Source organism: Legionella steigerwaltii, assembly GCF_001468065.1.
GTDB classification, from domain to species: domain Bacteria; phylum Pseudomonadota; class Gammaproteobacteria; order Legionellales; family Legionellaceae; genus Legionella; species Legionella steigerwaltii.
The window spans coordinates 26713-52619 of the sequence record NZ_LNYZ01000009.1 but is presented as its reverse complement, the minus strand read 5'-3'; the positions used below and the strand labels follow the sequence as shown (position 1 = coordinate 52619).

The window sequence follows — 25907 nt, the reverse complement described above, 5'->3', positions numbered from 1 at the left end:
TTGGGTTCTAAGCAAATCCTGGTTGCAAGCTTCGTTTCAAGAACCCGGCTTTGTTACAATTGATTTCGAATAATCGGCAACTGCAATGCGGTTGCAATTAACTCACCTCGGTTATGACAGTTGAGCTTATTCTTCGCTGCATTGAGGTGATCTTCGACTGTTCTTGGTGATAGATTTAATTGTTGCGCAATTTGTTTTATTGTCATTCCTTTAACCAAATAATATAAACATCTAATTTGTTTTGGTGTGAGCTGACTATTTGAATTTTGAGTAGGATTAACGTTATCAATAGTGCTTGGAATCGCAACTGGATTCGTTTCTTGTATTGTCGTAAACAATGAAATATCACAATCAATCAAAATAGATATTCCAACGACACCAATAACCTTTCCTTGCCGCGTATGCAATGGTGCTTTACGACTAATGTAATACTGCAAAGGGCCAACATCCAACTGCACTGCTTCAATAAAAGTTTTTGCTTTATCCCGTTGTATAATCTCTGCATCATTTTTCATGAGGATGGAGGCTTGTTCTTTCCATAACAAGTCAGAATCCGTTTTTCCTTTTATATCTTCTGTAGGTATCTTGTTAACACATAACATGTTGTGATTGCAGTCTAAATAGCGCCCTTTATTATCTTTCAAATAAACGTTCGCCAAAGTAGTATCCAAAATATTGTCTACACCTGTGGTTTTAGCAAATTCCGTGTACATATAGTGGGCAAGTTTACGTGTTATCATAATACATCGATAATAAGTTATTAGCACCATTATACAATAGTGTTCAACTTATGTACAGAAATCCTTGTCCTCTAATGCCCCGTCGTAAACTCTATAAACGAACAATAAAGCCAAAAACGTTCGAATAATTGAATCCTGTAACTAAAGAACTAAGGGCTTAATCTCCTGAATTAGAAACATTAACCATGACTGACAAGGTACGTCCCATACCCCACATACAAACAAGAGAGATAAATAGAAACAGCATATGTGCAATTGAAGTATTACTGAAATAAAAAACGTGGAAAAAGATAGAAAAACACATTAAGAGTAATCCAAACAAAAAGCTATGTAATGATTTTAAACTTGCAACTGGTCTACCTGCAAAAAAGGACAATAAAAAAACATATATTAAAATAGCGAATAAGATAGGATCAAATTTCTCTTTGAGATCATACAGATATAGATGCCCAAAAAACAAAGTGCCTATGCCTAATAGCCCGAATAAAATGGCAAATCTCACTAGAGCTTTACCTTGTACTTTTTTAGGAAAAATTTGCGTCAATTCATTCATTGGGCCAACTTTAAATTTTTTATACTGTATCTTTTTATTGTGCTATTAATTTAAAATTTTGAATACCGTGTTGATCACGGTGTTTACGGGTAAGTCGGACCTTAATGATTTTCAAATGGATTAGGAAGAGCTGTTTTCTTTTCAGCTGATGGCTTAGATGAACTCATCGATGAACTACTGAGATACTCTTCAGTCTTAAAAAAAACAAAATTATCAGAATTGGTTTTTCCGGGTTCCTTTTGCTCATATTGAGACAGCAAATTGCTTATTTCAGTATACCCCAGAGCGGTTGCCAGCTCGTGCAGTGAAAAAGAAATTACTGTAGTGGAATCAATGGTTTTTTCTCGGCCAATTTTTTTCTTAACTAATTCGTCTATGGAGTGTTCATATATCTGTGCCTCACGAGCAAACTTATACAGAGAATCGACTTGTACGTTCAATGACATGGTTATTTTTTTGGGGCATGCAAGCAATTCTGCCATAACCTCGATATGGTTACAGCAAACAGCGATTAAAAACGGGGTATTTCCATTTTCATCCGCTACAAGATTGGGATTCATCCCTTCTTTTATAAGTTTTTTCACGATGATCGGATCGTTTTCCATGGCAGCAAGGAGAAGTAAATGTGAACCTGACTGTTTGACTTTTTTTGCATCGATTCGATGTATCTCTTGAAATTTTGGTTGCTTTTCCCATGCAACAATGCGTTTTTTAAATTCTTCTTCATTCGATTTATTACAATAAATATTGGTTACAAAGGAGCACTGATTGCCCATCGCAAATACATCCATAATATTTTGGGCAACTTTTTGTAAATTATCTCCTGGGATATGTTCCGGTTTACGACTGCCATTAACGAATAGCCATTCATTCTTGGTCGGATCATATCCAACGGTAATGGCGTGATCCCCACTGCCAAGAATCAGGACAATGGGTTCTTTAATTCCATCTAATTCTTTTTTGAGCGTAGAAAAATATTGAAATAATTCATCAGAATTATAGCCTCCGATGAAACTGCCTATTCTGCAGATTCCTCCACTTTGTTCCAGTTTTTTGGAAAGAGCAAGAGGAGCACTGAGCAGCGTGTCTTGTTTTATTTGCTTTCCCTTTTCAAGCAAATAACTGTGCAACCAAAGTCGTTGATATATTTCTGTTCCTTCAAAAAAAGCCAGGTAATCGCTTTCTGGGTTGGTAAGCTCCGTTTTGAGTTTTCCTAATTCATTTTTGCACTGCTCTAATTCTTGCTCTATAAAAATAGGGTATAAAAATTCATTTTCTTTCTTGTTCAGTTCTTCTTTTAACTGGCTGAAATCAATCTTTTCTACGCGTAACAGATGAGCCGTCCATGTTTTCCTCAGCTCTCGAAGTTTTTCTTCAAGTTTTAAAGTGTTTATAAGCGTTTTTTTGGGGTCATCCCGTAATTGCTTCGTCGGATTGATCGCCTCCTCTTTCAATATCTCGATAACCTTATGAATCTCATCACGCTCATCATAAATGTCGATAAGTTCTAGAAAACGTTCTTCAAATAGATTGAATTCTTCTGCGAGAATAGCCTGCATACCCATATTGGCGATGCCGAAGCACATTCCTCCAGGATCAGGATGATATTTTGCTTCGTACATCAACTCAATGAGCCAATCTTTATACTCTTCATCGCTTACTGGCACATCTGCCTCCTTATTTACATCTAAAGGCACATCTGCCTACTTTATTATTATACTCGAAGTCTAAGCATGGTCGATCCTTCTTAAAAAGGCCTATGGATAATATCGTAGTTCAATTTTATTATGTTCTGGATCCAAAATATAAATCGAAATACCATTTCCATGTGCCCCCCAACGTTCTACTGGACCCTCCTCAATTGAGATACCGCAAGATTTAATTCTTTGATATACCGTGTCCCATTCAGTTTTATTAAAGGAAAGACAAAAATGATTTAAATGATTCGACTGTTCATCATCCATGTGTGTCGATGCTTTTTTGGGAAAAAGATCAATAATCGTATCTGGGTTAATACGAACTGATGGGAACGATATTTTGCCAGCACGAAATTCTTCTACTCGCTCTGGATGTAATCCCAAAATCTCCTCATAAAATTCCAATATAATATCAATATCTTTTACATTGAGTACAAAATGATCCATTCCTACTTTAGGCATATTTCCCTCTACATTAAAAATCATCTTCTTTTATTATAGAGCCCAATAAATTTCTTATTGGTCTAATTTTTAATTTATTGCTGTAATCGTAACAACTGTCTTGGATGAACAACTCATTTCAAGACAGTTGTTGTACTAGCCGGTGCTCTTCATTAAGTTAGAATCATGTCGTTTCGCGGCATTGCGCTCGGTGCTTCTTGAGATGCTTTTTTAGGTCTAAAAAACCTACTTAAAGGATTCGTTTGTGCAGAATCTGCAGGAGATTGACTCTCTTCTTCTTTCTCTCCCGCTTCAGACTCCAAAGAGCGCTCAAATAACGATAGATCCATTGGATCGTTGCGCTTCTCGGGTTCAGAATCCTTACCGAATATTAGTAAGGAATCCAAGCTCATTAGGCTATCCAAAACAGAAATTTCATCCCCTTCTTCCCACAATCTGTTAAACTTGTCCTGTTTTAAATCTTTTACTGGCGCTTCAATATGAAGAGAATCAACGTGTTCCATTGTTTGTGTGACTTCAGGAAGTTCTATGAAAGATTCCTCTGAGCGCTGCTTAGCATCTGTACTTTCTTCTGCGCTAAAAAGATCAGTATCCTCATCATCTGAATCTTCAAATATAAGAGGCTCTATGATTTTATCTAAAGCTTCACCCTTTGAAAAACCCACAACGGATATACGGTGCCAACTGGAATCTGTTACTCCATTTATAGGAATTAATTTCGTGTTGCAATGAAAATACTTATCGAAGTTCCATAACAATAAGTCCCCTTCATTCAGATCAAAATAAATGCCTTCGAAATAAGATTGAGGATCGTTCGAGGAAAAAACACATACACCTGGGAAGAAGGTATATGCGCCCTCATAAGTTCTTTGAACATCACGTTGCCTTGACCCAGATGGATAGAGAACAAATAAGGGATTTAAACCATGAATAGGAAACTTATTGCTGTCAACATGAGTATTAGTTTGTTTATCAAAATTTGCTTCAGCAGCCAAAAGATAATGCGAACCATTTATAGTAAAACTGGATGCATACCCTATTACTCGACAACGCTTAGCATATTCAAGAGGAGCACAATCCGCATAGATTTTTTCAGCCGTATCAAATAGTGGCGCAAGTCCCTCTTCGATCCCAAATTTGGCCTCTGAAAATTTGGTGGGTCTAATCCGATTCAGTTTTTTTCCAAGTACCCCGAATGGAGCTGAGCGGATATTTCGGGGACCTGTTTCATCAGTTCGTTTTTTTTTAGAGGATTCTTCTGCAGATACAGCACCCATTCTATTCAATTGTTTTTGGGTTATTGAAGACAACCCCTTACGCAATTCATCCGATATCATATCGGGTTTCATTGCACCAATACGGTATACGCCAACCAATTTGCCTTTGGTATCATAAAAATTAGTATCCTGCTCAATTTTTAACGATCTAGGAAATGGGGTATCAAAGGTATCATTTATATTAATTTTTTTATTACGGTTTTCATGCAAGACCATTTTGGCAATAGTATCCCCATCCGACATATCTTGGGGAATCTCAACAGGAGTTTCAATCTGAGCCATAGGAGAGCGCATGACAATATCCTTAAAAGGCTTTTTCCGTTTAATGAGGTCGTAACTTGTATTAATCGCTGATCTTAATCTTTTTATTTCTGCTGAATCTAAGGCAAAACCTAATTTGTTGATATGATAAACAAGTATTTCACCGAGTTGCTCTCCTGATTTGCGTTGTAGAAAGAGACTATACATCAAATGATGTTGGTATAAATAAATTAAATTCTGAGCAGCTAAAGCAGGATTTATATTTATGTTAGGAATGACGTCTTTGGCAATGAATTCACGTCGAGATACTTCATTTTGGTAGAAAGCCGATCGTTGCAAGCTATTACTATTTTTTTTTACAGTGAATGGAAAAGTAACATGATGTGAATAGATAAATTTATTTCTAAGACTGTCAGGAAATGTGTCTTTTATTTCCTTTTTTAAATCGGCACGTTGTCCTATAGCAGATACGTGGTGCATGGAAACGTGGCTATTATAATGCTCATTCCTTTGTATCATTTCCCGTTGCACTTGGGCATATTCTTTAGGATCACCTTGAGCTTTTTGCTTAATCAATTCATTTAAATAAGGAGAAATTAATTTTCTTATAATTGGAGCTGGTGCTGAGCTTACACTCTTTGGATCTTTTGATAGAGAAGATTTCTCTAAAGGAGAATTGTTCGATTTGAGTTTTTTTGCTGGAGGAGGGGTCGCTTGTGGAGCAGAGTCGATTTGCTGTGAGAGAGGCGCATGTGTTCTTTTTTTAGTTGTATTAGTTGCACTATTTTGGACTTGGGCAACCATATCAAATTTTTGTTCCATAGGAAAACCTCATTTTATTTTTATTATTAAAAGAAAAGGCGTAATTTTAACCACGTTAGAGTATCCTCAATATGGATAAAAATGTCGACCTAATTTTGCCCTATCTGCTATAAAAATAAAAAAGGATGGGGATCGCTCAGGTATGCATACCCATGAGCTGACGAATCGCCACAAAACTACAATTTCAGTCATAGCTGAATGCCTATCGTCCTCGCACATTCTGTCATCCCTGCGCAGGGATAACAGGTGTATGAGGAGGGCAATAAGCGCAGGTTAGGTGATTACTTCTATGGGGTGTAATTGCTTGGTTGTGACTCTAATGTGGACATCAGATTATTATTATAAGCTCCAATAAGCATTGATAGACGTTGCTTTTCTTCCTGCGCAGTCTTTTGCAATATAGAGCCTTCTTTCAATTGACGTTCTACCAACTCACGTTGTGCATTTAGATTTTGAATGACTTGCTGTAAATCTTGAGGTGTAATACTGGGCTTTTCTTGTTTAAAAAACATAATAAACTCTTATCTTAGCATCATGCGCACATGTTACCTTCTGCTCTGACCGAGATCAATTTATATTTGATCGATACAACCCGATCTTAAATTGATATCACTCAGGTTTATTAAACCAGGAATAAGTCGGGCCACGGCCCGACGTCTGCTCATCAGAACGGGTTTAATGAAGCCTCAGGTCTATAAACACTAAGGGGTAAATTTAGCCGCATTATCCTCAATCACTTTTGCAGAGTCATTGATGTCTTTTAGGAATTTATCTTTACTCTGTACCACCATAATTTCATCTGGTTTTACTGAGTACACTTCATAGTCTTTCGCTGCTAACTCTTGTTTTAATTTTGATAGCTTTTCAAGATCATTTTCTTTTGAAGTGATGACACCAATTCGCTCACCATCTTTTTCCATTAAACGAACTCGAAATGCAGGGTTACTGTATGCCCGACTCCAAAACGATGAAGTCTGAAAAAACATAGGACTTCTCGATGCAAATGATTGCGTAAACTTCATCATCATAGATATATACTCCTTTGAATTAAAAAATGATAAATAAATGATCAAAAACCATCTTAATAAAATTTGACCACTTTATCAAATTAATTTTCATCACCATATCTTATCCTATTGATATTTTTGATGATTTTGAGTATAAATCCATCTATTAGATTACCTTTTTTTGAGGCCAGTATCATCTTCTTCGACATCCCTTTCTTTTTCCTGTAACTCTCTTGCTTCCTCATCAGTAATCTCTTCTATCCTTGGTGTACTTTTAGACTGTGTTTCCAATCCTTGTTCTTTTTCTTGTTCCTCAACTTCAATATGAGTATGATGCACTGGTTTTTTTTGTCCGCGCAAACTATAAAGAATTTCGAAATAGAGATTCTGCTGTTCGGTGCTCATAGCCTCCACCTCAATCATCACTTCAATATTTGCACTAATTGCTTTTTTTTGCATTTGATTCGCCTGTTCCAATGTGATATAGGGACGACCTGGTACCTCTCTTCCCGTTCTTCGTATGGCATTGGCTATCATATAACCTTGAATCGCTTGTTGTGCTAAACCTCTTACTTCTTCTGGCAACAACTTATTTTGCAGATCAATAAAATAAGGGTTAGCAGAAAATGTCAGCTTAAAACCTTGCCTATGAAATCTTCCTGGTATTGAGATTAAGGGTACATCTTGCAAGGTTACCTCATGTTCGTAAGTATGTACTTCTGGGATACCTGATGGGTCATATTTCACTACTTCATCATCAGCACCATGCGTATATTCATGATCATTCGGAAGTCCTGTTGAGTCAGCCAAAACAACACTTGATTTTCCAGAAATAAGAGCAAGAAAGTGATAGAGAGTCCATTGATGCGAAAAAGACAATGCAGAGCCTTCGAAGTCTTTACCCGTTTGCTTATGATGTCCCATAAAAGCACGTACTGACTTCTCTATATCCACGCTTCCATCTGGTGAATATTTCACTAATTGGGAAAGACCACATAATCCGGAAGGTATTTTTTTAGTTGATGTCCCAGCAATGATAAGCGGAGGGCTGTGTGCAAACTCATTAAGACTCATTGTTCTTGCATAACACTTACTTTGTGCAAGTGTTCCTAATTTCCTTATAACATTTTCTTCTGTTATGAGGGAACCACCAAACGATATGGGCAAACAAACCTTATGTTTGTGGGATTCGAATGCCCACATATTCGAGTCAAGTTTAAAAAACTGTTCAATAGACGTACCCTTTTTAAAAATACCTAAACCTTGTTTCCACATTATCGCCTCCAACAATTAGATTATATTTGCTCATATTATAGCAAATATAATCTATTTGATTTATTGTTGACCACTCGAAATGTGTCTGTAGTTCTTCGGTTATCGAGATAGAAAAGACTTTTGTCTCTCAAAATTTTATGTTTGGTTATCTGCCTCAAAAATGAGACAGATACATCAGGTATATGAAGTAGATAAATCAGAAGCAGAATAATGAGAATCTTCTCTTACTTCTTGGAGTTGTTTTTTATAATTGTGCGTCACTGTCTCTGTTGATTCAGTTTTTTCTCTAAATTGAGATTTAGGTAAAAACGTGGCCAGTTCATCATGAAGCATAATTTTTTTATCATGCATGTTTTTTCGATCAATAATCGCTATTTTTGAATCCTGTACTCGTTTGGCGTCATCCTTGTTTTCAGGCAAAATAACAGGGAATTTACTTACCGTATCCAGATAACTTTTAAGTGCTGTGGGTGGTTGTCCGTGATTAATGTACTCATCTGCGATTAAAGCATAAGCCCAGAAATCTCTAAGACTAAAACTGAGTTGGTGTTTATTCGCCTGGAGTATTTCATCCATTTTAGCAAAATCACCATGTCTGGCATAAGCAAGCATTCGCTCGGGAACTGATAATGCTTGGGAGATTTTATATAAATCGCTAGTATCGATCAGTACATCATGAATAACAGGCTCTAAGCCAAGTTTCATCGCACATGCATTGACAGCTCTAATATTTGCCGGTGAAAAATACGCATGGGTAAAATTATAAAAATCATTCAAATTAACTTCTTTTCCATTATGAAGCCTATCAAACAATTCGTTGGTGTATTTCCCAGTATCATGCTTAATCGCACTGCCTACTTTAAATTGCCAATCACCCGATTCGTCTTTATAAAATAGAATGTTTTCAAATCCCATAGCATCTAGGATGATATTGGTTTTTTGATAAAAATCGCGATAGTGATTTATAAATTCAATCATGATTTCTTTGAGTTTAGGATCACTGTCTAAACGTTGTAAAATGGCACCTATTCGTTCATCAATGAGCGCATAATCCTTAAGATCAAAAGTCGATTCAGTACTCTCTTTATGTACAAGCATTTTATTGGCTTTATCGAACATCACCTTGTTGTGTTCCATTAAGTAAGGATCGAGTTCGGCCGGTTCTATTTTAAAATCAAACTTTACCTTTGATTTGAAGCATTTTTCGTAAGGAACGATTGACAAGGCTGCAGCTTGAGGCTCCTCTTTCTCAGGAAGTTTCACGTGCATTGTAATATGCTGTTCCCGTATGCATCGATGTTTCCCATCTCGATCAAAGCACTCATATAAAACGGCATATTTCTTCTCTAATTCTTCAAGTTCTGTAGGATTGGGATTTTGTTTCATGAGCTTAATAACAAAAGGAGCATCAGGAAATCGATAAAGCACATGAGTGCCCCCTTCACCGATACGCTCAGCTTTACTTAAATCAATCGCCCCCGACTCGGTTTTGGGTGCGGAATCAAGCTGGCTATCTATCCAGGACGTTAGTTTTGGATGCGCGGCGTTTTCTCTGGTTACCGCTAATTCAATCGATTGTAGCATTTTATTTGTTCACTTAATCAGGTAAGTTTCTATTATATTTCGGCCAAAAATGAATCGCGTTAATGATCAATAAATTTACACATTATTTTCAATTGCTATCTATAAAGTAGCCTGGGTGCAGCGAAGCGGAACCCGGGGATGCTTGTGCCAACAAATCCAGGGTTCCGCTTCGCTGCACCCAGGCTACAAAAGGTTAGAATGCTTAAGTTGACTCATTACCTGAACTATAGATTGCAAATAGTGAGTAAATTTGGGTTTGTCGGGCAAAAAACGATCGTTAAATGTACAATCTTTTATCTAGGCCCTTAACCATTCGCAAAATTGCACCACAATAGTGTGGTTTTAGAGCATCGAAACGCAGTCGTCATCCCGACGTCCATCGTTACACTGTGCCACAGTGTGGAGATCCCTCGCTATGATCGGGACGAGGGGTTGAACTTCGGGATACATAAAATCACGCCATTTAGGTCAAGATAGTAGAATGGTGAACAACCTCTAAAGCTTGATGCTTAATACGTCCGTTGGGTTTTCAAGATATTGCCCTTCACAAATAACCTTTGCTCCGAGTTTTATGTACATGTTATTTAACTTGGGATTTAAAGTATCTAGATAAATTAAATCAGCGTCCAATTCAATAGCCAAAGCTTTTGCTTTTTCCAAAAGTTGTCGCGCAAAACCCAAGCCTCTTAATCTCTCTTCCACAAAAACATAATCAAAATAAACGGCTTTTAATTCTGCATCACCAAGAGATCCTATTTCATCATCAGCGGGAGGTAGAGCATCGTCATCCCCAATACGAAAAGGATCAAAACCTTTTTCGAATAAACCAAACATAGCAACAGGTTGTCCATAAAACGTTGCAACGTAAATCTGTTCCTGTTTTTTATGAATGTCTTTTTGATAAAATTTTTTATCGTCTTGATGCAAATAACCCCATGCTTTCTTTGCCCATGATGCTACAAGCTTTATAAGCTCCTCTTTATCTTCGTTATATTCAGAGAGTTTTTTAAATTGAAGCGTGTGTTTTTTTCCTGCAGCAGTAAAAAATATCATTTTAACTCCTTTTAATGTTTTTTATCTTAGTATTCGGGTCTGTTTCATTGTAAACAGACCCTATTTTTTCAAAGTATTCTCGGTGTTATTTGATGTGATATGACTCAGATGTTCTCGAGTCCAATCAAATAGTTTTTGACCAGCAGCCATTCCAACTGCAACTCGCGCAGTCCCCCAGCCAATTCTGAATTTTTGTTGAAAAAAACTCAATTGACCTAAGAGGGGTTTCTCTAGTTTTCTGGATTCACTCCATAAGTGAGCTAACACTTCATACGCAGATGGTGATTTTCGATTTGCTGGGGTTGCATATTGCATGTTGCGAACGTAATTAAATGGGCTTGATGCAATCGTAGCCAGTCCAGCAGCACTCGCATTATAAAAAAATTCTTGATAAGACGGCTTTGAGCTGGGTGCTTTACTCTCTGCTTTTTTGGCTTTAGCCCTCATCAAACTTCGCAACATTTCATACGTACTGCCAAAGACCATATCACGTGTCACGGTAGCGGTGGTTCCTTTTATAAAAGGTTTAAAACCTCCTTGAGCCCACATCTCCTGGGCACTTTTGCGAAAAGAAGCATCTTCTTTTCCCCAAGTATGGTATTTAACCGCAGAAATACTATTGGTTGATATCCCGCCAATACTTCCTGCAACCATACCTACATAAAATTGGGACAATGTTTGACTAAATCCTAAATGATTATGGAGGTAAGGAAATAGATAGGTGTTGAGCTCTCCCTGAGCAATATAGTAAATACTTCCAAGAAATGTGCGTTGTACTAATGCTTGTGAGAATCCTTGATATGGATCTTTAAAGTTTTCAATCGAAAGGAAAGGACGATTGTATTTCACAGATAAATATAAAGCCCGATCCCATGGATTAAAAATTCCAGCAGTAGATACACCAACAATTAATCCACTGGCAACATCAATATTAAACTTTTGCATAAAATTTAACTTTGGATCACCTTCACCTGCTTGCTCATTCGAGCTTTCACTACCCATATCTAACTCTCCATGCATTCTATGAAGAGTGCATTGAAATTTAAAATAGCGATTAGTGCAAGTGGATTTTTTTCGCTACTTGACTTGTTTCGAATAGAGCATTGAATCTTGATGTTTTGATTCATCCCATATTTCATCTTCAGATAAGCTCGTTTCTATGAACTCAATTACAGCACCGTGTTCTTCAATCATAGCGACTCTAAAATTTTTTAAAGGAAAATAAGGCTCGAGAAGAACATGTTTTCCTTTTATGGCTTCGTCAATACACGCCACTTTATAGGCTATGTGTGGATGAGTTTGTATCAACCGATGGAGCGGGCAATTAGGACCAAATCGATGATATTGAATGCGGCCAGGTAATTCCCCTCCAGAGGTATACATATCCATAACAGCGCTATAACGCTCACCAGTGCGAGGTTCTGTTACTGGGATTCCAACATGATGATATTGATAGTTCATAATAAACCTCAGAATACGTTGATTTATTTACATTTTACCTCATGACTGTTCCGAGATTAATCAATATTATTTTCTGGGTTATCAACTTTTGGTTTATAATTAAAGATGTTTTTGATGAATAAAATTTTATTATGCTGAATTTTTCTCAATTAAGATGTTTTATAAAAGTTGCCGAACTTCTCAATTACAATCGTGCTGCAGAAGAACTAAGTATTACGGCAACTGCCGTGAGCAAACAAATTAAAAATCTGGAACATCAATTGGGTGAACAACTCTTTGTTCGAGACACACGCAAGGTTCAACTGACTGCATTTGGTTTCATGCTGCTCGAAAAATGTCAGCAATTATTCCATGAGACACAACGCATCGAGCAATTTATTGAGTCAAGACAAACCCATCCTCAAGGTCAAATCACTATTTTGGTTTCAAACATTCTTGCTCGAGAATTAATTTTGAATAGGCTTGCTGATTTTGTTGATCAATATCCATTGATTGATTGTGAGTTCCTATTCTCAGAACACGATAATGATTTAGCGCGAAAAGACATTGATGTGATGGTGGGCTTTCCTGAAATTCCCCCGTTTACCGATCAACTAAAATATCGAAAGATGCCCGCTGTGACCAACATTCTTTGTGGGGCACCTGGCTTAATAAAACACTATGGGATGCCAACACAAGCATCCGATCTCATGTCATTTCCTTTTATTTCCCATAGCCTAAGAAAGCCTGCTACAGAACTCCCGTTAGAAAATGGAACCTATCTACCCTGCCCTAAGCCCATACTTTTTATGGATGATTTTAATGCGTTAAATCAAGCGTGTAAAAATGGAATAGGTCTCTTTTTAACGGGTGACAGCCTGGTTAAACAGGCGCTTAAGGACAAAACATTAATACAAGTGCTTCCAGAAATACAATTTAAGCGATATGAAATTTTTACTTTTTATCAGCCTTATGGCTCTAAGCTACCAAAAATCAGGGCATTTCTAGATTTTTATGCGCCAAACCCACTAGTGAAATGAAAACAGAACCTATAACCCTGTAAGCAATTTCACTTCAAATTTTTATCTATGATTCATTTAATTAGAGCATTATATTTTGCAACGAAACTGGAAATGAGCAGGTTGCATCTTACTGATGATTTGTATGAGGGAATGACGAGTAAATCACCTGACGATAAATACGAAGTCCAACCAGGATTTAATATAGGACTTGGTTACGGCTCCGATAACAAACTATAAAAAGATGAGAAAACATAACCCATATGAGGGTATAACTTGGGTTATGCTCGCCTGTTGTCTCAATCTGCATCCCTATTAATAATACATTAAGGTTATCAGATTATAATATAAACTCTCTTATTCCGTTTTATCTTTTTATGCTATCCAAAATATTTGACATAAACTACAAAAGAACAAACATTCCTATGTGTGGTACAGTTAAGAAAATCACTAACCCATCTCCACTTATAGTACCACCTGATAAAATACTTCAATTATTGCAAGACAAAGAATGTACAAAAGTAAAAATTGACGATGAAACTTATAAAGTTCTTCGATTTTTAGTAAGAACAAACGGTGAACTTGTTTTTGCCCGCGAGGGATATCCTGGTGGTTCTATTCCAGCCCACTGGCAGATGGCCGGGGAAGACTCAATATTAGCAGCATTTTGTCTCACTGCAGGCAATGTTTTTTTTGATGAAAAGAATAATACATTAAAATTCATTAATAATAAAAGTGGTGATTTTCGTCCCCCATTTGACTCGCTGCAATTTGTTTTCCCTGAGTTAATTAAGGCTAAGATTCAACTGGCCGATACACTGAATATTCAGAAATTAAACGACTCGGGCTACTTAGAACAAAGTTATACAGTTACAAAGGAAAAAGTACTAGCCCATTTTAGTTCAGCTAAGTACACCCCTATTCCAAGTAACAAATATCTGGGTGAAGATCTAAACAGGTTAAAGCAATTCCGTGACGAAAAATTAGCGCTTAATAAAGAGAATAAGTTTGGTTTAGAGTACAATCAGTCTATCAGGCGTTTTTATATTTCGGCTGTCGCTCTTCGTAATTCTGAGTTATCGATTAAAGAGATATCCCAACGGTTGAAAAAACTAGCACATAATGAATTTCATCATCGTCACAGCACGAGACGTTTTATTGCAGATATAGTACTTATTATAAGTTGTTTTGGTGGTATAGGGCTATTCGTGGGATTTGGTCGAATGGCTATGGGCACTACATTCTTGTTTAGTGATGCAAAAACAGCTCGAGAAAAAGATCTTACTAAAAATTGGATGAATGAAAATGCTGAAAGCAATGGACAGGAAGCTCGAGTATTTAACAGTTGTCAACCAAGATAAATGGAGTTTTAATCCCGTTATCCTTGATAACGGCATGAAAACTTCTTTGTTTTCAAAAATATACCCTCTTCACCTGGGCAGTGGGGAAATTTGTGTAAAATGACGGTATTCAAACAAGATACTCAATCAACTTGTGCACTAAGAATATTTTTTACTCCTTGAATCTTTTTTTCTAAAGGGCCCGAAATAGTTTGATGCTCTGTATGTAACGCAATTTGTCTTAAATCCAATCGAGAAATAATTTTCATCATGGTCGTATTGTTAATTTTTCTTGCTTTCCTCAACGTGCGCAATTCCTGATGGGCTCCCTCTAAAGCGGCATATCGAAGCTGTCGTTCAAATGTTAAAGCTAATATACTCTCTAATTTTTCATTTTCAGTACCATGGTTTGATACGATAAATTGATTAAAGGAGTCCATTAATTTATTGGCAACCTCAATGCACAAGGCTTTCTCTCGCTCATTGACTTCTTCACATAAGCTCTGCATCTTTATTTTGATTGCTTCAATAGCAGCTTTAGATAATGCAAGCACCGCTTCATTTTCTTCATCTTGGTTAGGCTTATGCAGTAAGTTTTTCAAACCCGGTGTAATTAAAGGTAAAAGTAGACTGCTAATCAATAGCGAACAGAGGACAACCCCAATAACAAGGATAATTAAAAGCTTACGCTCAGGAAAAGGGCCACCATCGGCCATATGCGGTAAAGATAAAATCGCAGCCAGTGCAATTGCCCCACGTACGCCTCCGAGAGAAAAGGTACTGATTATTTTAAAATTAGGAAACCGCCAGGAACTTTTATTACGTCGGGATATCAATGCCTCAAAAGGCAAGGTTAAATAAATCCATACGGTACGCAGGAGAATTAGGGTCACCGTAATCAGAACAACAATCATTGCATATTCGGATAAACTATAGCCTGTTGCATTAAGAAATTTAATCGAATGGGGCAAATATAATCCTAAAAGGATAAAGATAATTCCATTTAAAGTAATATCGAGAACCTCCCAAACAAAATGACCTTCCAAACGCATTTTGGCCATTGTTCTATCTAAAAATCCAGCACGATCTACAGTAAACCCTGCTGCAACAGTAGCCAATATGCCTGAAAAGCCTAATTTTTCAGCAACAAGATATACGGTAAAAGGTAAAAGCAGCAATAATAAATTTTCAGTGGTAGTCTCATGAACATTATGCTTGGTTAACTTTCCTAAAAGTGAAATAAAAATATAGGTAAGAACAACCCCAACCCCAATCCCACCGAGACTGATAAATAATAGACTCCATAATGCACCCGTCAATGAAAACATACCCGTTAACATTGCAGCAACAGCTAATTTAAATGAAACCAAGCCAGATGCATCATTTAACAGTGCTTCTCCTTGTAAGATATGCATAATCCGATCGGGTATTCGCGCTCCAGCAGTCATGGACCTGAGTGATACAGCATCTGTCGGCGAAAGCGCTGCCGCTAATGCAAAAGCAGCAGGCAAAGGAATAACTGGGATTAGCCAATGCACTAAATAACCAATTCCTGCCACAGTAAAAAATACCAAACCAATTGATAACATAATAATGGGTCTGGTGTAGAGTAGAAACTCACGTTTAGGAAAATGCCAGCTGTCATTAAATAATAAGGGGGGAACAAACAACAGCATAAAAAGTTCCGGATTAAACCCTACTTCAAAAAAAGCGGGAAATAGATCGGCCAAAAGTGTTCCTATGGCAATTTGTATTAATGGTGTTGGCAGGAACGGAACAAAGCGTGTAATCACTCCAGAAATTACCATTAAAAAAAGAAGAATCAAACAAATTAACACGCCTTCCATTGTTTTTATTACTCCTAAACTTATTTGAGATGAATCAATCGATGCCTATAGAAATTTATTTCCCCTGCATGACTTTAGCTTGAAAACTCATCAAATTTGCTGCGTTAAAATGAGCTCTCATTGAGTGTTACTTCTGTTGATTGTAAATCACTTCCATGTACAAGAATAGAGCTAATTCAGCTCTCGAACACAATTCGACTTTATTAAGCTTCTAGTAATAAATCTTTAGTACTTGTAGCCTGGGTGAAACGAAGTGAAACCCGGGTTTCGGTCCTTCAGACCTTCACCCAGGCTACCTTTAAATTGACGCCATTACGTGAATTCTTATTCAAAAAAAGCCGCGACAGAATCATGTACTGCCATCGTATCGTCAAAACCTAGTTTTATTAATTCGCGGGTGAATTTTTTCTCAAACAAAAGAAAACTGAGTAAATCACCGGAATGACGTTTCGCACCAAGAAAATTAAGCATCATACGTAGTAACATGGGCATGTTGTTATACTGAGATTGAGCCAAAGTAGCTATATCCGTACTTGGACGTAAATGTAAGGTTTGAATGGGTCGCCAAGGGGCATGATCTTTTTTCTCCATGGGTAACATATGAGCCATGGTGTTCATGTGGTCAACCATTTCAAGATCACGTTCGAGATTATCTAAAAATAATCCGTTGACCATATTACCCAAAACACGTGTGAAATCCATATCGCTTCCCTGTAATTTCACTGGGTTTTCTACATCGGGTAGTTTCCGAGTGCCAATCACTAAAATTTTATCCACTTGGCAACGAATGGCGCCACGTAGAGGGGCTGCTAAACCTACATGGCCATCTCCATAATGAAACCCATCTATTTTTGCAGGTGGAAAGAACAAGGGTAAGGAAGTTGAGGCGAGGAAATATTCCATTTGCAGATTCACTCTTTGGCTACTATGCAGCGGATCATTCCAATCCTCAAAATCGTCTGCATGATGCTGATAAAACGAGATGGTTTTCTGAGTTTCATAACAACTGCTGATCACCTCCATCATTTCTAAGTGTTTATTCTTGATGACACGTTCTAAGACCTCAAAATTAATAATGTTATTAATAAATTTTTGTAACGGTGATGTATCAAGAACATGCCCCAATAGACGCTGCCTCATCAACATACTGCTCATGTTATACATGGCAGATTTGCTTAGAGCGTAATTACTGGCCTTAAAAATGTGATTACAGGTAATATTACGCCATAACTCATCTAACTTGTTCGCTCCAGCAGAAAAATCCAGTGCATTCTCAGCTAACACCCCTGCATTAATACTGCCAACACTGGCACCAGTGAGCATGTCAAAAGGAATTTGTTTTGAGTCAAGAATTGTACTGATCGCTTTGAGCACCCCAGCCTGATACGCTCCGCGTGCTCCGCCACCAGCCAGGTAAAGCGCTATTTTGGCCATTTCTTACTCTTTTGGAAAGTGAGTTAAAAATATAGCTTTGTTATAAGTCGCTGGCAAGAGCATCAACATAGTAACGTAGCCGTATTCGCGTAAGTGTAATAAGAACCGCACAACGGCTTGCTATTTTAATTTACACTCATTTTGAGCAAAATATATTCTAAGTGATTGACATTTAGCCCATGAAATTATATCATGAGAAATGTTCATTTTTTATACAGATCATGCAAGAACCTATAGAAATTAAACATCCTTTTCTTAGACGAGTTAAAGAAAGCGATTATCAACGAGTTTGGGAAATATGGATGCAAGATCATATTATCCAATGGATGTCATTTACCAAAAAAGATTTAGAATCTTTTAAAGCAACATTTGATCGCCTCAATAAACAAAGTGATGTCTATGTCCTGGTCGATTTAATCGATGATAAAGAAACCATTGTTGGCGTTCGCCGTATTAAATATCTCTCTGGCCCTTATGAACATGTTGCTGAATTTTGTTCGATGGGAGTGGATGGTCAGTACCTCAATAAGGGCTATGGTAAAGTTTTTTGGAAAGAATTTGAAGACATTGTAAAACAAAATCCCAAAGTTAAATGCATTCGTTTCACCCAAAGTGGAGGAAACAACAAAGCGTTCCACCTTTCCGATTCAATAGGTTATAAAACAGAGGCAGTATTCCCAGATTGGTTGCAGCGCTCTGGAGAAGCTCAAAAAAGTCTTTATTATCTTATTGAACGTTTTAGTTATAAGATAATTGATTCTGCATTGCTTGAGCAGTCAAAATCTCTTGCCTCCAAAAAATATGAACCGAAACTTCCACCACTAGTAGATCAAACACCAAGTCATCTAACCGTACAACGTGTAAACAATAAGATTCAAGTGTTGCATGATAAGAATCTAGTCCTTGATTTTGATTATTATCCTGATGAAAGTGTGATTCAACATATTGGATTTCTTGAGGATCTTAAAATTTATCAAAATGATAAAAAACTTTGTACTGCCGCATTAAGACTTGCTTTAAACTCCATATTGACAGAGAACAGGGTAAAAAAACTTGAACTATTTACTCATGATGACAAAGCAATTGAACTGTGTGCCGAATTAGGATTTTGGATTCGCGGTGAAAGACCTGCGTCTTACTGTCAAGACGGTAAGTACTTCAACGAATTAGGTGTTGAATACAGCTTTTTTGGTATCGAAGAGGCGCTCTCTTTATTTAATAGTTTTAAAGAAAGTCAATTGATTACCGCAAAATTAAATGAGTTGCAGCAAATTATCAATCATCTTGAAGAAAAAGGTGTTTGTGATTCATTAGGCAAAAATTATCTGGCGAATATCGTCTATCAAATTGTTCGTGACGAGCTTTTAGAGCAAAAATTATTTGTGTCTTTAGAGGACAAGCCTTGGGAAAAAGTACTGCCTCAATGCCCTGAGGTCTTTGCACAAGCAGCAAAACAATTACAGTCTGCTTTATGTGCTTTACACAAACCCCAAAAGGAAGAAACTAAAGCCAGCCAAATAGGCATATTCAGTGGATTTCAGTCTCCCTCTTCCGCTCACCCGCCTGATGCTCAAAAAACTTATGACCTCAAATAAAGCACATTACTCAAGATGATACGCTTACGCAAACAGATCAACTGTCTTGAATTTTATTTCAAGACAGTTGCTACTCTTCAAACTTAAGGCCTGACCCATTGTTTTAAATTTTCGATTTTGCGCTAGATATTTAATGAGGACCGCTGATTAAATCTTTTGGAAAATGTCGTCCTTTATAACTAATCATCCCATGGCCTTATCTGCTGTTCTTTGGCAGGCATTATAACGTGGACCAACTGTATTCGACAAAACCCAACAGAGCATGGTTTATATTAGTGGAGTCCATAGCTCCTAACCTCTTGTTTTTCATCCGATTTTTTTTGTCCGAGTTGACTTAACTCTTTCAAAATAGATGCATCTTTGTCAAAAGAAAGGTATGTACCTTCTCGTTTATAGTCTTTCTTCATCTGTGACTCGAGTTTTCTACCCAGTTCTTCTGAGCCCGTCTTTCTGCTAAGGTTAGTTTGCATCTGCTCTATAAACATTTTAGGTGTAGTGTCTTTACTATTGCTATTGAGCTTTTGGTATGCAGTGGGGCCAGTGCACATTAATGCGTCATTTTCTACTATCCAGCGGGTTTGAATTGATTTCCCATCCTTCATATAAGGGGGCGAAATAGAATTTAAAAAAATAGCAGTCCTTTCAAGCTCTGATAAGGCCTTGCTATTCTTGATACCAGTTAGACTCACTAAAACTCGAAACTTGCCTGCCTCTTTTGACGCCACAACACTATATGCTGCTTTATTCTCCTCCCGCTCTTTCTCCAACAGTTGGTTTAATGCTTTTTGCGCATCTGCCTTCGAACTAAATGTCGGAGACACCAATTGTTCAACTGCAACTGTCAGAGTTTTGGTATCGACTCGGCCTCGGGGTTCCCATTTTATATTGTTATGAGTTCCGGATACGTAATCGCGTTGTGCAGCAGAATTGTTTTTTGATTTTTCTCTCATGATGGCCCTTAATAATCTAAAAATAAACGTTACTAGAGTAAAACTTTACAAACTCATAAACTCTTACAACATTAAAAAATAAATAACTTTCATGCTCTGGTTATTGTTTTCTCTAATTTAAGTTATAGACCTAGAACAGGGAATTGTCGAAAATGAAAACCTTGATTACGCTACGATTTATCAAGGCTTGCTAAGCGTGTAGTTGATATATCAAAGGTTAACCCAATATTTATTTATCATTTGTGGTCTTTGGTGTTCATTGAAATAAGTTTTTAAAAACTATTTCTAAGCGGGTTCGTAACCCTCAGCTGGGACGATCTGCCGCATCTCTTTGCTGTCAAATCGCTTCAAAATGACTACAGGTATTGACATGAGCGTCACAAAACTGTATAGTAATAATACAAATATTTTTTACAGAATTTTTATGTCTCTTTCTACCGTACACCACAAGTTAAATAAAGAAGCAGGTTTCACAAAAGCCTTTGCTTGCTTTTATTTTAGCTTTTTTAGCCAGGAGCTGGGTGGTCGGTAGAATTAACTAACACTCCAACCCCCAGCATAGTCTGGGGGTTTTTGGTACCCGAATTCCCAGACGATAAAAAGCATGGGGGTTGGACAAACCAAAAGAGGAGTGTCCATCATGCACCATCAAACGCGAACACCTTGTTCCCCGGATCTATCCAAAATACTTACTGCGTGTAGGAGGGGATGATGAGCTATTCAATCTTAAAAAAACTACCTCCTGTAGAAGAAATTATTCGAGAAATCCCATTATCTCCTTCGGCACGTCAGCAAATTGCCCGTGACCGGAGAGAAGTCAAAGCAATTTTAGAAGGTCGTGATAATCGTCTTTTAATGATCGTAGGACCTTGCTCTGCTTGGCCGAAAAAAGCGGTTCTAGAATATGCGCGTCGTTTAGTGCAATTAAACGAGAAAGTAAAACATGAATTAAAACTCATCATGCGGGTTTACATTCAAAAACCTCGAACAACTAAGGGATGGACTGGTCCTGTAAACCAACCCGATTTATTTTCTGCTCCAGATATTGCATCAGGAATAAAATACACCAGAGATATGATGGTGAAAGTCATCGAAATGGGACTGCCTATTGCTGATGAAGCTTTGTTTACCCATAATGCCAAAGGATTTCTTGAGCTTCTGTCTTGGGTTGCGATTGGTGCCCGCAGTTCCGAAGATCAGGAACATCGAATTTTTGCCTCCTCCCTAGATTGTGCCGTAGGATTAAAAAACCCCACTCATGGATCATTGGCTATTGGGGTCAATAGTATTGTTGCATCGCAACATGATCACGTTGCGGTATTCGATGGCTACGAAGTACAAACACATGGCAACCCACATGCACATATGGTTTTACGCGGCTCCAATCATGCCCCTAATTATTCCATTGCCCATCTTCAAGAAGTAAAACACCATATGGACATGCATCAGATCATCAACCCGTCCATCATTGTTGATGTCAGCCATGATAATTGCCTGGTCGATGGCAAAAAAAATCATCACCTGCAACCCTCCATCGCTTTAAACGTTTTAGAAAGTATTCGAAATCACGCGGATTTAAAACAATTGGTCAAAGGATTTATGGTTGAAAGTTTTATCAAAGAAGGAAATCAAAAAGTTGATGCGATGAATCCAGAAGACCTTGATTTAAGTGGGCTATCGATTACCGATCCATGCCTTAGTTGGGAAAAAACAGAGGCTTTTCTATTAGAGCTCGCTGAGTTGCGCTCTTTAGAAAAAAATGAGTTGGAAATGGAGGTGGCGATATGAGTACTTTATTTGGTATTTCTGGTGATGCAGGTTCATTTTCCGAAGAAGCGGCCTTGGTTTATGCCAAACAAAATGGAATCGAACCGACTCTTGTTCACTTACTGGATATGGAAGGTGTTCTGCATGCGATTGAAAATGAAACCATAGCTCTGGGTATAGTGCCGGTAGTAAATCTTATAGGTGGATTGGTCAAACCCGCATTTCAAGCAATGGGCAGACATTTATTTACCCCCATTGATGAACTATGGCATGAAATCAATCAATGTCTCCTTGTAAAACCAGGCATTCAGCCTCATCAAATTACGCACATCGTGTCACATCCGCAAGGGTTTGCCCAATGCCGTCAATTTCTACAACAATTCAAAAACACGGAACACATCGAATGGATTGATACTGCAAAAGCAGCCAAGGATTTAGCGGAAGGAATATTGCCACCTCATTCAGCAATCATTGCATCGGCACGTTGTGCAGAACTGTATGGTTTAGAAATAAAAGCGGCAAAGATCCAAGACAGTCAGCCGAATCGAACCGCTTTTATCTTGGTAAAAAAGCATCACAATACAAATCTTCTCAGGTAAGGAGAATATCATGACTACACTCGAAGAATTGAGAACACAAATTGAACAGACTGATGCATGCATCATTGAAATATTAGCAAAGCGCCAAGAACTATCGAAACAAATCGGTGCTTTAAAATCGAAAGAAGGAAAAAAAATACTGGACCGCTCGCGCGAAAAACAATTATTTGAGTATTATGATCATTTGTCCAAGCAGTACCACTTGCAAGAGGAATTTATTAATCGTTTGTTCAAAATAATCCTATCCAACTCTAGAAAGGTACAAAAATAATGAATCATTTTATAAAAAAGACGTTACCTGGAGATTCTGCGACTGTTGTGATTAATTCATTAGCTCAGCAAAAAATAAATGAAGGGATTAAAATTTATAATCTCAGCGCCGGTGAGCCCAAACTACTCCCTCATCCCTCAATTGTTAATGCGACCACACGTGCTCTGGAGCAAGGGCAAACTCTTTATCCTCCAGTAGCAGGTATTCCAGAACTACGACATCTGGCAAGTGCTTGGATGAACAAAACTTATGGTTGTTCGTTTAAAAAAGAAAGCTGCCTCGTCGTTAATGGCGGAAAATTTGGAATCTATTTGCTGATGCAGTTATTAGTACAACAAAACGATGAAGTGATTATCCCCGCCCCCTACTGGGTATCTTATCCAGCCATGGCTAAGTTGTTTGGCGGGAATCCTGTCATCGTTGACACTAAAGAAACAGAAGGATGGAAATTAACACCCCAATCACTTAAAAAAGCATGTACTTCGCAAAGTAAACTTCTAATTTTGAATAACGCCACCAATCCAACAGGGGCCTTATATACTGAAGACGAGCTTCTCGAACTAATGCAAGTAGCTCACGAACATGATCTACTCGTTATTGCGGATGAAGTATACAGTGCCCTCACCTACGATGGGCATCCCTATATATCGTGTGGTTCTTTTCCCCAATTTCAGGATAGGGTTATTGTTATTCAAAGTTGTTCCAAAAATTTTGCCATGACGGGTTGGCGAATTGGCTTTGTTTTCGCACCCCAATCCATTATCCAACCATTAACCACGTTAGTGAGCCAAAGCACCAGTGGCGTGACTACCTTAAGTCAATGGGCAGCCATAGCGGCCTTAAACGAATTAAATCATATAAGTATCTGGGTGCAACAATGCATGCAAAAAAGAAGGGATACGATGATTCATGCCTTACAGACCGCTTTTGGCATAACCATAGAGCTTCCGCGTTCGTCTCTCTATGCATTTCTTTCCTTAAAAAGTTTAGGTTTTGAAAAAGAAAACTCCGAAGAGTTTTGTAAACAAGCTTTGGAAAAAGCGCATGTTGCCCTAGTGCCAGGAATTGCATTTGGCAAGGAAGGTTATGTGCGTATGTCGTTTGGAGGAAATGAAGAGGATTTAAAAGCTGGAATCCAAGCATTAGCCCAATGGCTGCATTCACAAAAGTAGACTTACACTTGCTGATTCCATTCTGCGATCATCTTGTCTACTGCCGCTTCAGGTGATAGGCTAACAATGACTGGAGAATAATCAATCTTACCCAGATTCAGTTTCTCTCGCATCAGTCAAAACAAAATAACCTACTGCGAATAACTCCTGAAGATAAGCAGTTTATAAAACAACAACACGTGCAGTTAAATAATAAAAATGAGCCTTAAAGTAGCAATCATTGGCGCTGGTGCATCCGGCCTTACTTCCGCTGCTGCAGCCCTTGCAGAAGAAATTATCCCCTGCATTTTTGAAATGTCAAACCGAATTGGCGGGGTCTGGGGCCCCGATCTTCGTGAGCCATCAGACCAAGGTTCTGCTTGGCCAAATATGAAAGTAAATATCTCACGCCATACCGGAACTTTTTCTAACTTTAACTGGCCACCAAAAACACCAGACTTTCCCACAACACAACAGGTATATGATTATTTACATGACTATGCAAAGCATTTTGAACTGTTCCCCTATATCCGATTTGGCTGTCGCGTTATTGAAGTCTTAGAACGGGATGGAAAATGGCTCATTCGTTGGCAAGAAAACAAGACAACACTTAAAGAGGAATTGTTTGACGCGATTCTTATTGCAACCAGTAAATTCACGAATCCTTATATCCCTAATTTTAGCGGATTGGAACAATTTAAAGGCAAGATGCTTCATAGTGCACAATATAAATCTGCCGAAGATTTTATTAACAAGAGGGTCTTAATCGTAGGGGGTTCATTAAGTGGTACATCAATTGCTGAAGAGGTTGCCAAAAAGACTGAGGTCATCCATTTATTTAGAAAGGAGCGTTGGGTAATCAAAAGATATCGCTCCTCTGATCCCCCAAATAATGGCCCTTTTTTGCCAAGAGATCTATTAAAAACCTATGAAAGCGCTCAAATTTCTCTTTCTAAAGAAGAGCAATATCAATTTATGCTGCAGCACTGCTCTGAGCAAAATGAATTTCCTGAATGGTACATGTCCCCTTCTTCCTCTGTAGGCTTTGTTGTCGCAGATGAGTACTTTCAAGCGGTTCGCAGTGGTAAATTAAAACTCGCTCGCGGAGAAATTGATCATTTCCTCGAATCCAGCGTTGTTTTAACAAATGGCCATTCTATTGATAATTTCGATGTAATAATATTTTGTACCGGCTATGAAAGAGATTTATCATTTCTTCCCGAACACTTACGTTTAAAACCCAACACCTCTCTTTATGAAGATACTTTTCCAATTGATGCTAAGAACCTAGCATATATTGGTATGTATCCTGGAGCACGTGGCGCGGTATTTCCTCTTGTCGAATTACAAGCACGGTATGCTTGCGGCGTATTCAAAGGCAGGCTGAAGCTCCCTTCTCTAGAAACAATGAAAGAAGAAATCGCAAATACTCCCAAAGACCGCGATGAAATCAAATTCTCCACCTCTCTAGCCCAGAAATTAGAAGTAATTCCCCAGTTAGGTTCATATCATTGGGGCTTACGTCGCATGCTATTAGGTGCATACACTCCAGCGCGATTCCGACTTGAAGGATTCCATAGTGATGTAAATGCAGCCGTAAAATCAATCGAAGAAACAGAATGCTATAGACGTATGTTACTTAGAGCAAACGATAAAATCCCCTCTCTTGCAGCTATGTGTCTGTTTAAGACTCATCAGCACCAACAAAAACAAGAAGCACCCCTTGAAAATAAAGATAAATTTTCTTTACTGTAGATACTGTC

24 protein-coding genes are annotated in these 25907 nt (G+C 37.9%); 9 read left to right on the top strand and 15 right to left on the bottom strand.

Annotation, left to right across the window (positions count from 1 at the left end; all coding sequences use genetic code 11):
- Positions 1 to 53: 53 nt before the first annotated feature.
- From Lstg_RS06405 to Lstg_RS06350, 12 genes are all read right to left on the bottom strand, one after another.
- The gene (locus Lstg_RS06405) at positions 54 to 740 is read right to left on the bottom strand and encodes a helix-turn-helix transcriptional regulator (RefSeq protein ID WP_058476880.1); all 687 of its coding nucleotides are present in this window, start codon (positions 738 to 740) and stop codon (positions 54 to 56) included.
- Positions 741 to 897: 157 nt separating this feature from the next.
- A complete protein-coding gene (locus Lstg_RS06400) occupies positions 898 to 1293 on the bottom strand; it encodes a hypothetical protein (protein WP_058476839.1) in 396 nt (131 codons plus the stop codon).
- 101 nt (positions 1294 to 1394) lie between these two features.
- Positions 1395 to 2960 carry an ankyrin repeat domain-containing protein gene (locus Lstg_RS06395; RefSeq protein ID WP_058476838.1) on the bottom strand — a complete coding sequence of 522 codons (1566 nt, stop codon included), beginning with the start codon at positions 2958 to 2960 and terminating at the stop codon, positions 1395 to 1397.
- Positions 2961 to 3050: 90 nt separating this feature from the next.
- A complete protein-coding gene (locus Lstg_RS06390) occupies positions 3051 to 3452 on the bottom strand; it encodes a VOC family protein (RefSeq protein WP_065235607.1) in 402 nt (133 codons plus the stop codon).
- A 152-nt stretch (positions 3453 to 3604) separates the two neighbouring features.
- Positions 3605 to 5812, bottom strand: a complete 2208-nt coding sequence (locus Lstg_RS06385) for a hypothetical protein (RefSeq protein ID WP_058476836.1) — start codon at positions 5810 to 5812, stop codon at positions 3605 to 3607.
- A 287-nt stretch (positions 5813 to 6099) separates the two neighbouring features.
- Positions 6100 to 6324 carry a hypothetical protein gene (locus Lstg_RS06380; RefSeq protein ID WP_058476835.1) on the bottom strand — a complete coding sequence of 75 codons (225 nt, stop codon included), beginning with the start codon at positions 6322 to 6324 and terminating at the stop codon, positions 6100 to 6102.
- A 189-nt stretch (positions 6325 to 6513) separates the two neighbouring features.
- Positions 6514 to 6840 (bottom strand): hypothetical protein, encoded by a 327-nt coding sequence (locus tag Lstg_RS06375; RefSeq protein ID WP_058476834.1) that lies wholly within the window; start codon positions 6838 to 6840, stop codon positions 6514 to 6516.
- A gap of 150 nt (positions 6841 to 6990) precedes the next feature.
- On the bottom strand, positions 6991 to 8094 hold the full coding sequence (locus Lstg_RS06370) for a hypothetical protein (RefSeq protein WP_058476833.1): 1104 nt from the start codon (positions 8092 to 8094) through the stop codon (positions 6991 to 6993).
- A 174-nt stretch (positions 8095 to 8268) separates the two neighbouring features.
- A complete protein-coding gene (locus Lstg_RS06365; protein ID WP_238585384.1) occupies positions 8269 to 9678 on the bottom strand; it encodes a hypothetical protein in 1410 nt (469 codons plus the stop codon).
- A 495-nt stretch (positions 9679 to 10173) separates the two neighbouring features.
- Positions 10174 to 10731: a GNAT family N-acetyltransferase gene (locus Lstg_RS06360; RefSeq protein ID WP_058476832.1), complete on the bottom strand. Its 558-nt coding sequence runs from the start codon at positions 10729 to 10731 to the stop codon at positions 10174 to 10176.
- 60 nt (positions 10732 to 10791) lie between these two features.
- Positions 10792 to 11733: a hypothetical protein gene (locus Lstg_RS06355; RefSeq protein WP_058476831.1), complete on the bottom strand. Its 942-nt coding sequence runs from the start codon at positions 11731 to 11733 to the stop codon at positions 10792 to 10794.
- Positions 11734 to 11808: 75 nt separating this feature from the next.
- Positions 11809 to 12192, bottom strand: coding sequence for a hypothetical protein (locus Lstg_RS06350; RefSeq protein ID WP_058476830.1), 384 nt, complete (start codon positions 12190 to 12192; stop codon positions 11809 to 11811).
- 131 nt (positions 12193 to 12323) lie between these two features.
- Here Lstg_RS06350 and Lstg_RS06345 point away from each other — a divergent pair, with 131 nt between their 5' ends.
- The 3 genes from Lstg_RS06345 to Lstg_RS06340 all read left to right on the top strand — a co-directional run bounded on the left by Lstg_RS06345 (position 12324) and on the right by Lstg_RS06340 (position 14551).
- Positions 12324 to 13211: a LysR family transcriptional regulator gene (locus Lstg_RS06345; protein WP_058476829.1), complete on the top strand. Its 888-nt coding sequence runs from the start codon at positions 12324 to 12326 to the stop codon at positions 13209 to 13211.
- 93 nt (positions 13212 to 13304) lie between these two features.
- Positions 13305 to 13430, top strand: coding sequence for a hypothetical protein (locus Lstg_RS18100; protein WP_274519320.1), 126 nt, complete (start codon positions 13305 to 13307; stop codon positions 13428 to 13430).
- Positions 13431 to 13615: 185 nt separating this feature from the next.
- Positions 13616 to 14551 carry a hypothetical protein gene (locus Lstg_RS06340; RefSeq protein ID WP_058476828.1) on the top strand — a complete coding sequence of 312 codons (936 nt, stop codon included), beginning with the start codon at positions 13616 to 13618 and terminating at the stop codon, positions 14549 to 14551.
- A gap of 122 nt (positions 14552 to 14673) precedes the next feature.
- Here Lstg_RS06340 and Lstg_RS06335 read toward each other — a convergent pair whose 3' ends face one another.
- Both Lstg_RS06335 and Lstg_RS06330 read right to left on the bottom strand, forming a co-directional pair.
- Positions 14674 to 16377, bottom strand: coding sequence for a Na+/H+ antiporter (locus Lstg_RS06335; RefSeq protein ID WP_058476827.1), 1704 nt, complete (start codon positions 16375 to 16377; stop codon positions 14674 to 14676).
- A gap of 324 nt (positions 16378 to 16701) precedes the next feature.
- Positions 16702 to 17811, bottom strand: coding sequence for a patatin-like phospholipase family protein (locus Lstg_RS06330; RefSeq protein WP_058476826.1), 1110 nt, complete (start codon positions 17809 to 17811; stop codon positions 16702 to 16704).
- A gap of 179 nt (positions 17812 to 17990) precedes the next feature.
- On the opposite strand from Lstg_RS06330, the gene Lstg_RS06325 reads away from it, so the two are divergent.
- On the top strand, positions 17991 to 19406 hold the full coding sequence (locus Lstg_RS06325) for a GNAT family N-acetyltransferase (protein WP_082650804.1): 1416 nt from the start codon (positions 17991 to 17993) through the stop codon (positions 19404 to 19406).
- A 272-nt stretch (positions 19407 to 19678) separates the two neighbouring features.
- Here Lstg_RS06325 and Lstg_RS06320 read toward each other — a convergent pair whose 3' ends face one another.
- The gene (locus tag Lstg_RS06320; protein WP_058476824.1) at positions 19679 to 20356 is read right to left on the bottom strand and encodes a hypothetical protein; all 678 of its coding nucleotides are present in this window, start codon (positions 20354 to 20356) and stop codon (positions 19679 to 19681) included.
- A gap of 711 nt (positions 20357 to 21067) precedes the next feature.
- Here Lstg_RS06320 and Lstg_RS06315 point away from each other — a divergent pair.
- The 5 genes from Lstg_RS06315 to Lstg_RS06295 all read left to right on the top strand — a co-directional run bounded on the left by Lstg_RS06315 (position 21068) and on the right by Lstg_RS06295 (position 25899).
- Entirely contained in the window at positions 21068 to 22144 is a 1077-nt protein-coding gene (locus Lstg_RS06315; RefSeq protein ID WP_058476823.1) for a 3-deoxy-7-phosphoheptulonate synthase, read from the top strand.
- Positions 22141 to 22722: a prephenate dehydratase domain-containing protein gene (locus tag Lstg_RS06310; RefSeq protein ID WP_058476822.1), complete on the top strand. Its 582-nt coding sequence runs from the start codon at positions 22141 to 22143 to the stop codon at positions 22720 to 22722. Before Lstg_RS06315 ends, Lstg_RS06310 begins: the two co-directional genes overlap by 4 nt.
- 10 nt (positions 22723 to 22732) lie before the next feature.
- Positions 22733 to 22993: a chorismate mutase gene (locus tag Lstg_RS06305; RefSeq protein ID WP_058476821.1), complete on the top strand. Its 261-nt coding sequence runs from the start codon at positions 22733 to 22735 to the stop codon at positions 22991 to 22993.
- On the top strand, positions 22993 to 24165 hold the full coding sequence (locus Lstg_RS06300) for a pyridoxal phosphate-dependent aminotransferase (RefSeq protein WP_058476820.1): 1173 nt from the start codon (positions 22993 to 22995) through the stop codon (positions 24163 to 24165). The genes Lstg_RS06305 and Lstg_RS06300 overlap by 1 nt, the downstream gene beginning before the upstream one ends.
- A gap of 198 nt (positions 24166 to 24363) precedes the next feature.
- Positions 24364 to 25899: a flavin-containing monooxygenase gene (locus Lstg_RS06295; protein WP_058476819.1), complete on the top strand. Its 1536-nt coding sequence runs from the start codon at positions 24364 to 24366 to the stop codon at positions 25897 to 25899.
- Positions 25900 to 25907 lie beyond the last annotated feature (8 nt).

Coding starts and splice junctions, on each gene's coding strand:
- Lstg_RS06400 (WP_058476839.1), bottom strand. CDS start 1,293: ATGAATGAATTGACGCAAATTTTTCCTAAAAAAGTACAAGGTAAAGCT.
- Lstg_RS06385 (WP_058476836.1), bottom strand. CDS start 5,812: ATGGAACAAAAATTTGATATGGTTGCCCAAGTCCAAAATAGTGCAACT.
- Lstg_RS06300 (WP_058476820.1), top strand. CDS start 22,993: ATGAATCATTTTATAAAAAAGACGTTACCTGGAGATTCTGCGACTGTT.
- Lstg_RS06345 (WP_058476829.1), top strand. CDS start 12,324: ATGCTGAATTTTTCTCAATTAAGATGTTTTATAAAAGTTGCCGAACTT.
- Lstg_RS06330 (WP_058476826.1), bottom strand. CDS start 17,811: ATGGCCAAAATAGCGCTTTACCTGGCTGGTGGCGGAGCACGCGGAGCG.
- Lstg_RS06355 (WP_058476831.1), bottom strand. CDS start 11,733: ATGGGTAGTGAAAGCTCGAATGAGCAAGCAGGTGAAGGTGATCCAAAG.
- Lstg_RS06360 (WP_058476832.1), bottom strand. CDS start 10,731: ATGATATTTTTTACTGCTGCAGGAAAAAAACACACGCTTCAATTTAAA.
- Lstg_RS06310 (WP_058476822.1), top strand. CDS start 22,141: ATGAGTACTTTATTTGGTATTTCTGGTGATGCAGGTTCATTTTCCGAA.
- Lstg_RS06370 (WP_058476833.1), bottom strand. CDS start 8,094: ATGTGGAAACAAGGTTTAGGTATTTTTAAAAAGGGTACGTCTATTGAA.
- Lstg_RS06365 (WP_238585384.1), bottom strand. CDS start 9,678: ATGCTACAATCGATTGAATTAGCGGTAACCAGAGAAAACGCCGCGCAT.
- Lstg_RS18100 (WP_274519320.1), top strand. CDS start 13,305: ATGAGCAGGTTGCATCTTACTGATGATTTGTATGAGGGAATGACGAGT.
- Lstg_RS06295 (WP_058476819.1), top strand. CDS start 24,364: ATGAGCCTTAAAGTAGCAATCATTGGCGCTGGTGCATCCGGCCTTACT.
- Lstg_RS06320 (WP_058476824.1), bottom strand. CDS start 20,356: ATGAGAGAAAAATCAAAAAACAATTCTGCTGCACAACGCGATTACGTA.
- Lstg_RS06350 (WP_058476830.1), bottom strand. CDS start 12,192: ATGAACTATCAATATCATCATGTTGGAATCCCAGTAACAGAACCTCGC.
- Lstg_RS06380 (WP_058476835.1), bottom strand. CDS start 6,324: ATGTTTTTTAAACAAGAAAAGCCCAGTATTACACCTCAAGATTTACAG.
- Lstg_RS06390 (WP_065235607.1), bottom strand. CDS start 3,452: ATGCCTAAAGTAGGAATGGATCATTTTGTACTCAATGTAAAAGATATT.
- Lstg_RS06335 (WP_058476827.1), bottom strand. CDS start 16,377: ATGGAAGGCGTGTTAATTTGTTTGATTCTTCTTTTTTTAATGGTAATT.
- Lstg_RS06315 (WP_058476823.1), top strand. CDS start 21,068: ATGAGCTATTCAATCTTAAAAAAACTACCTCCTGTAGAAGAAATTATT.
- Lstg_RS06325 (WP_082650804.1), top strand. CDS start 17,991: ATGAAATTATATCATGAGAAATGTTCATTTTTTATACAGATCATGCAA.
- Lstg_RS06305 (WP_058476821.1), top strand. CDS start 22,733: ATGACTACACTCGAAGAATTGAGAACACAAATTGAACAGACTGATGCA.
- Lstg_RS06405 (WP_058476880.1), bottom strand. CDS start 740: ATGATAACACGTAAACTTGCCCACTATATGTACACGGAATTTGCTAAA.
- Lstg_RS06340 (WP_058476828.1), top strand. CDS start 13,616: ATGTGTGGTACAGTTAAGAAAATCACTAACCCATCTCCACTTATAGTA.
- Lstg_RS06375 (WP_058476834.1), bottom strand. CDS start 6,840: ATGATGATGAAGTTTACGCAATCATTTGCATCGAGAAGTCCTATGTTT.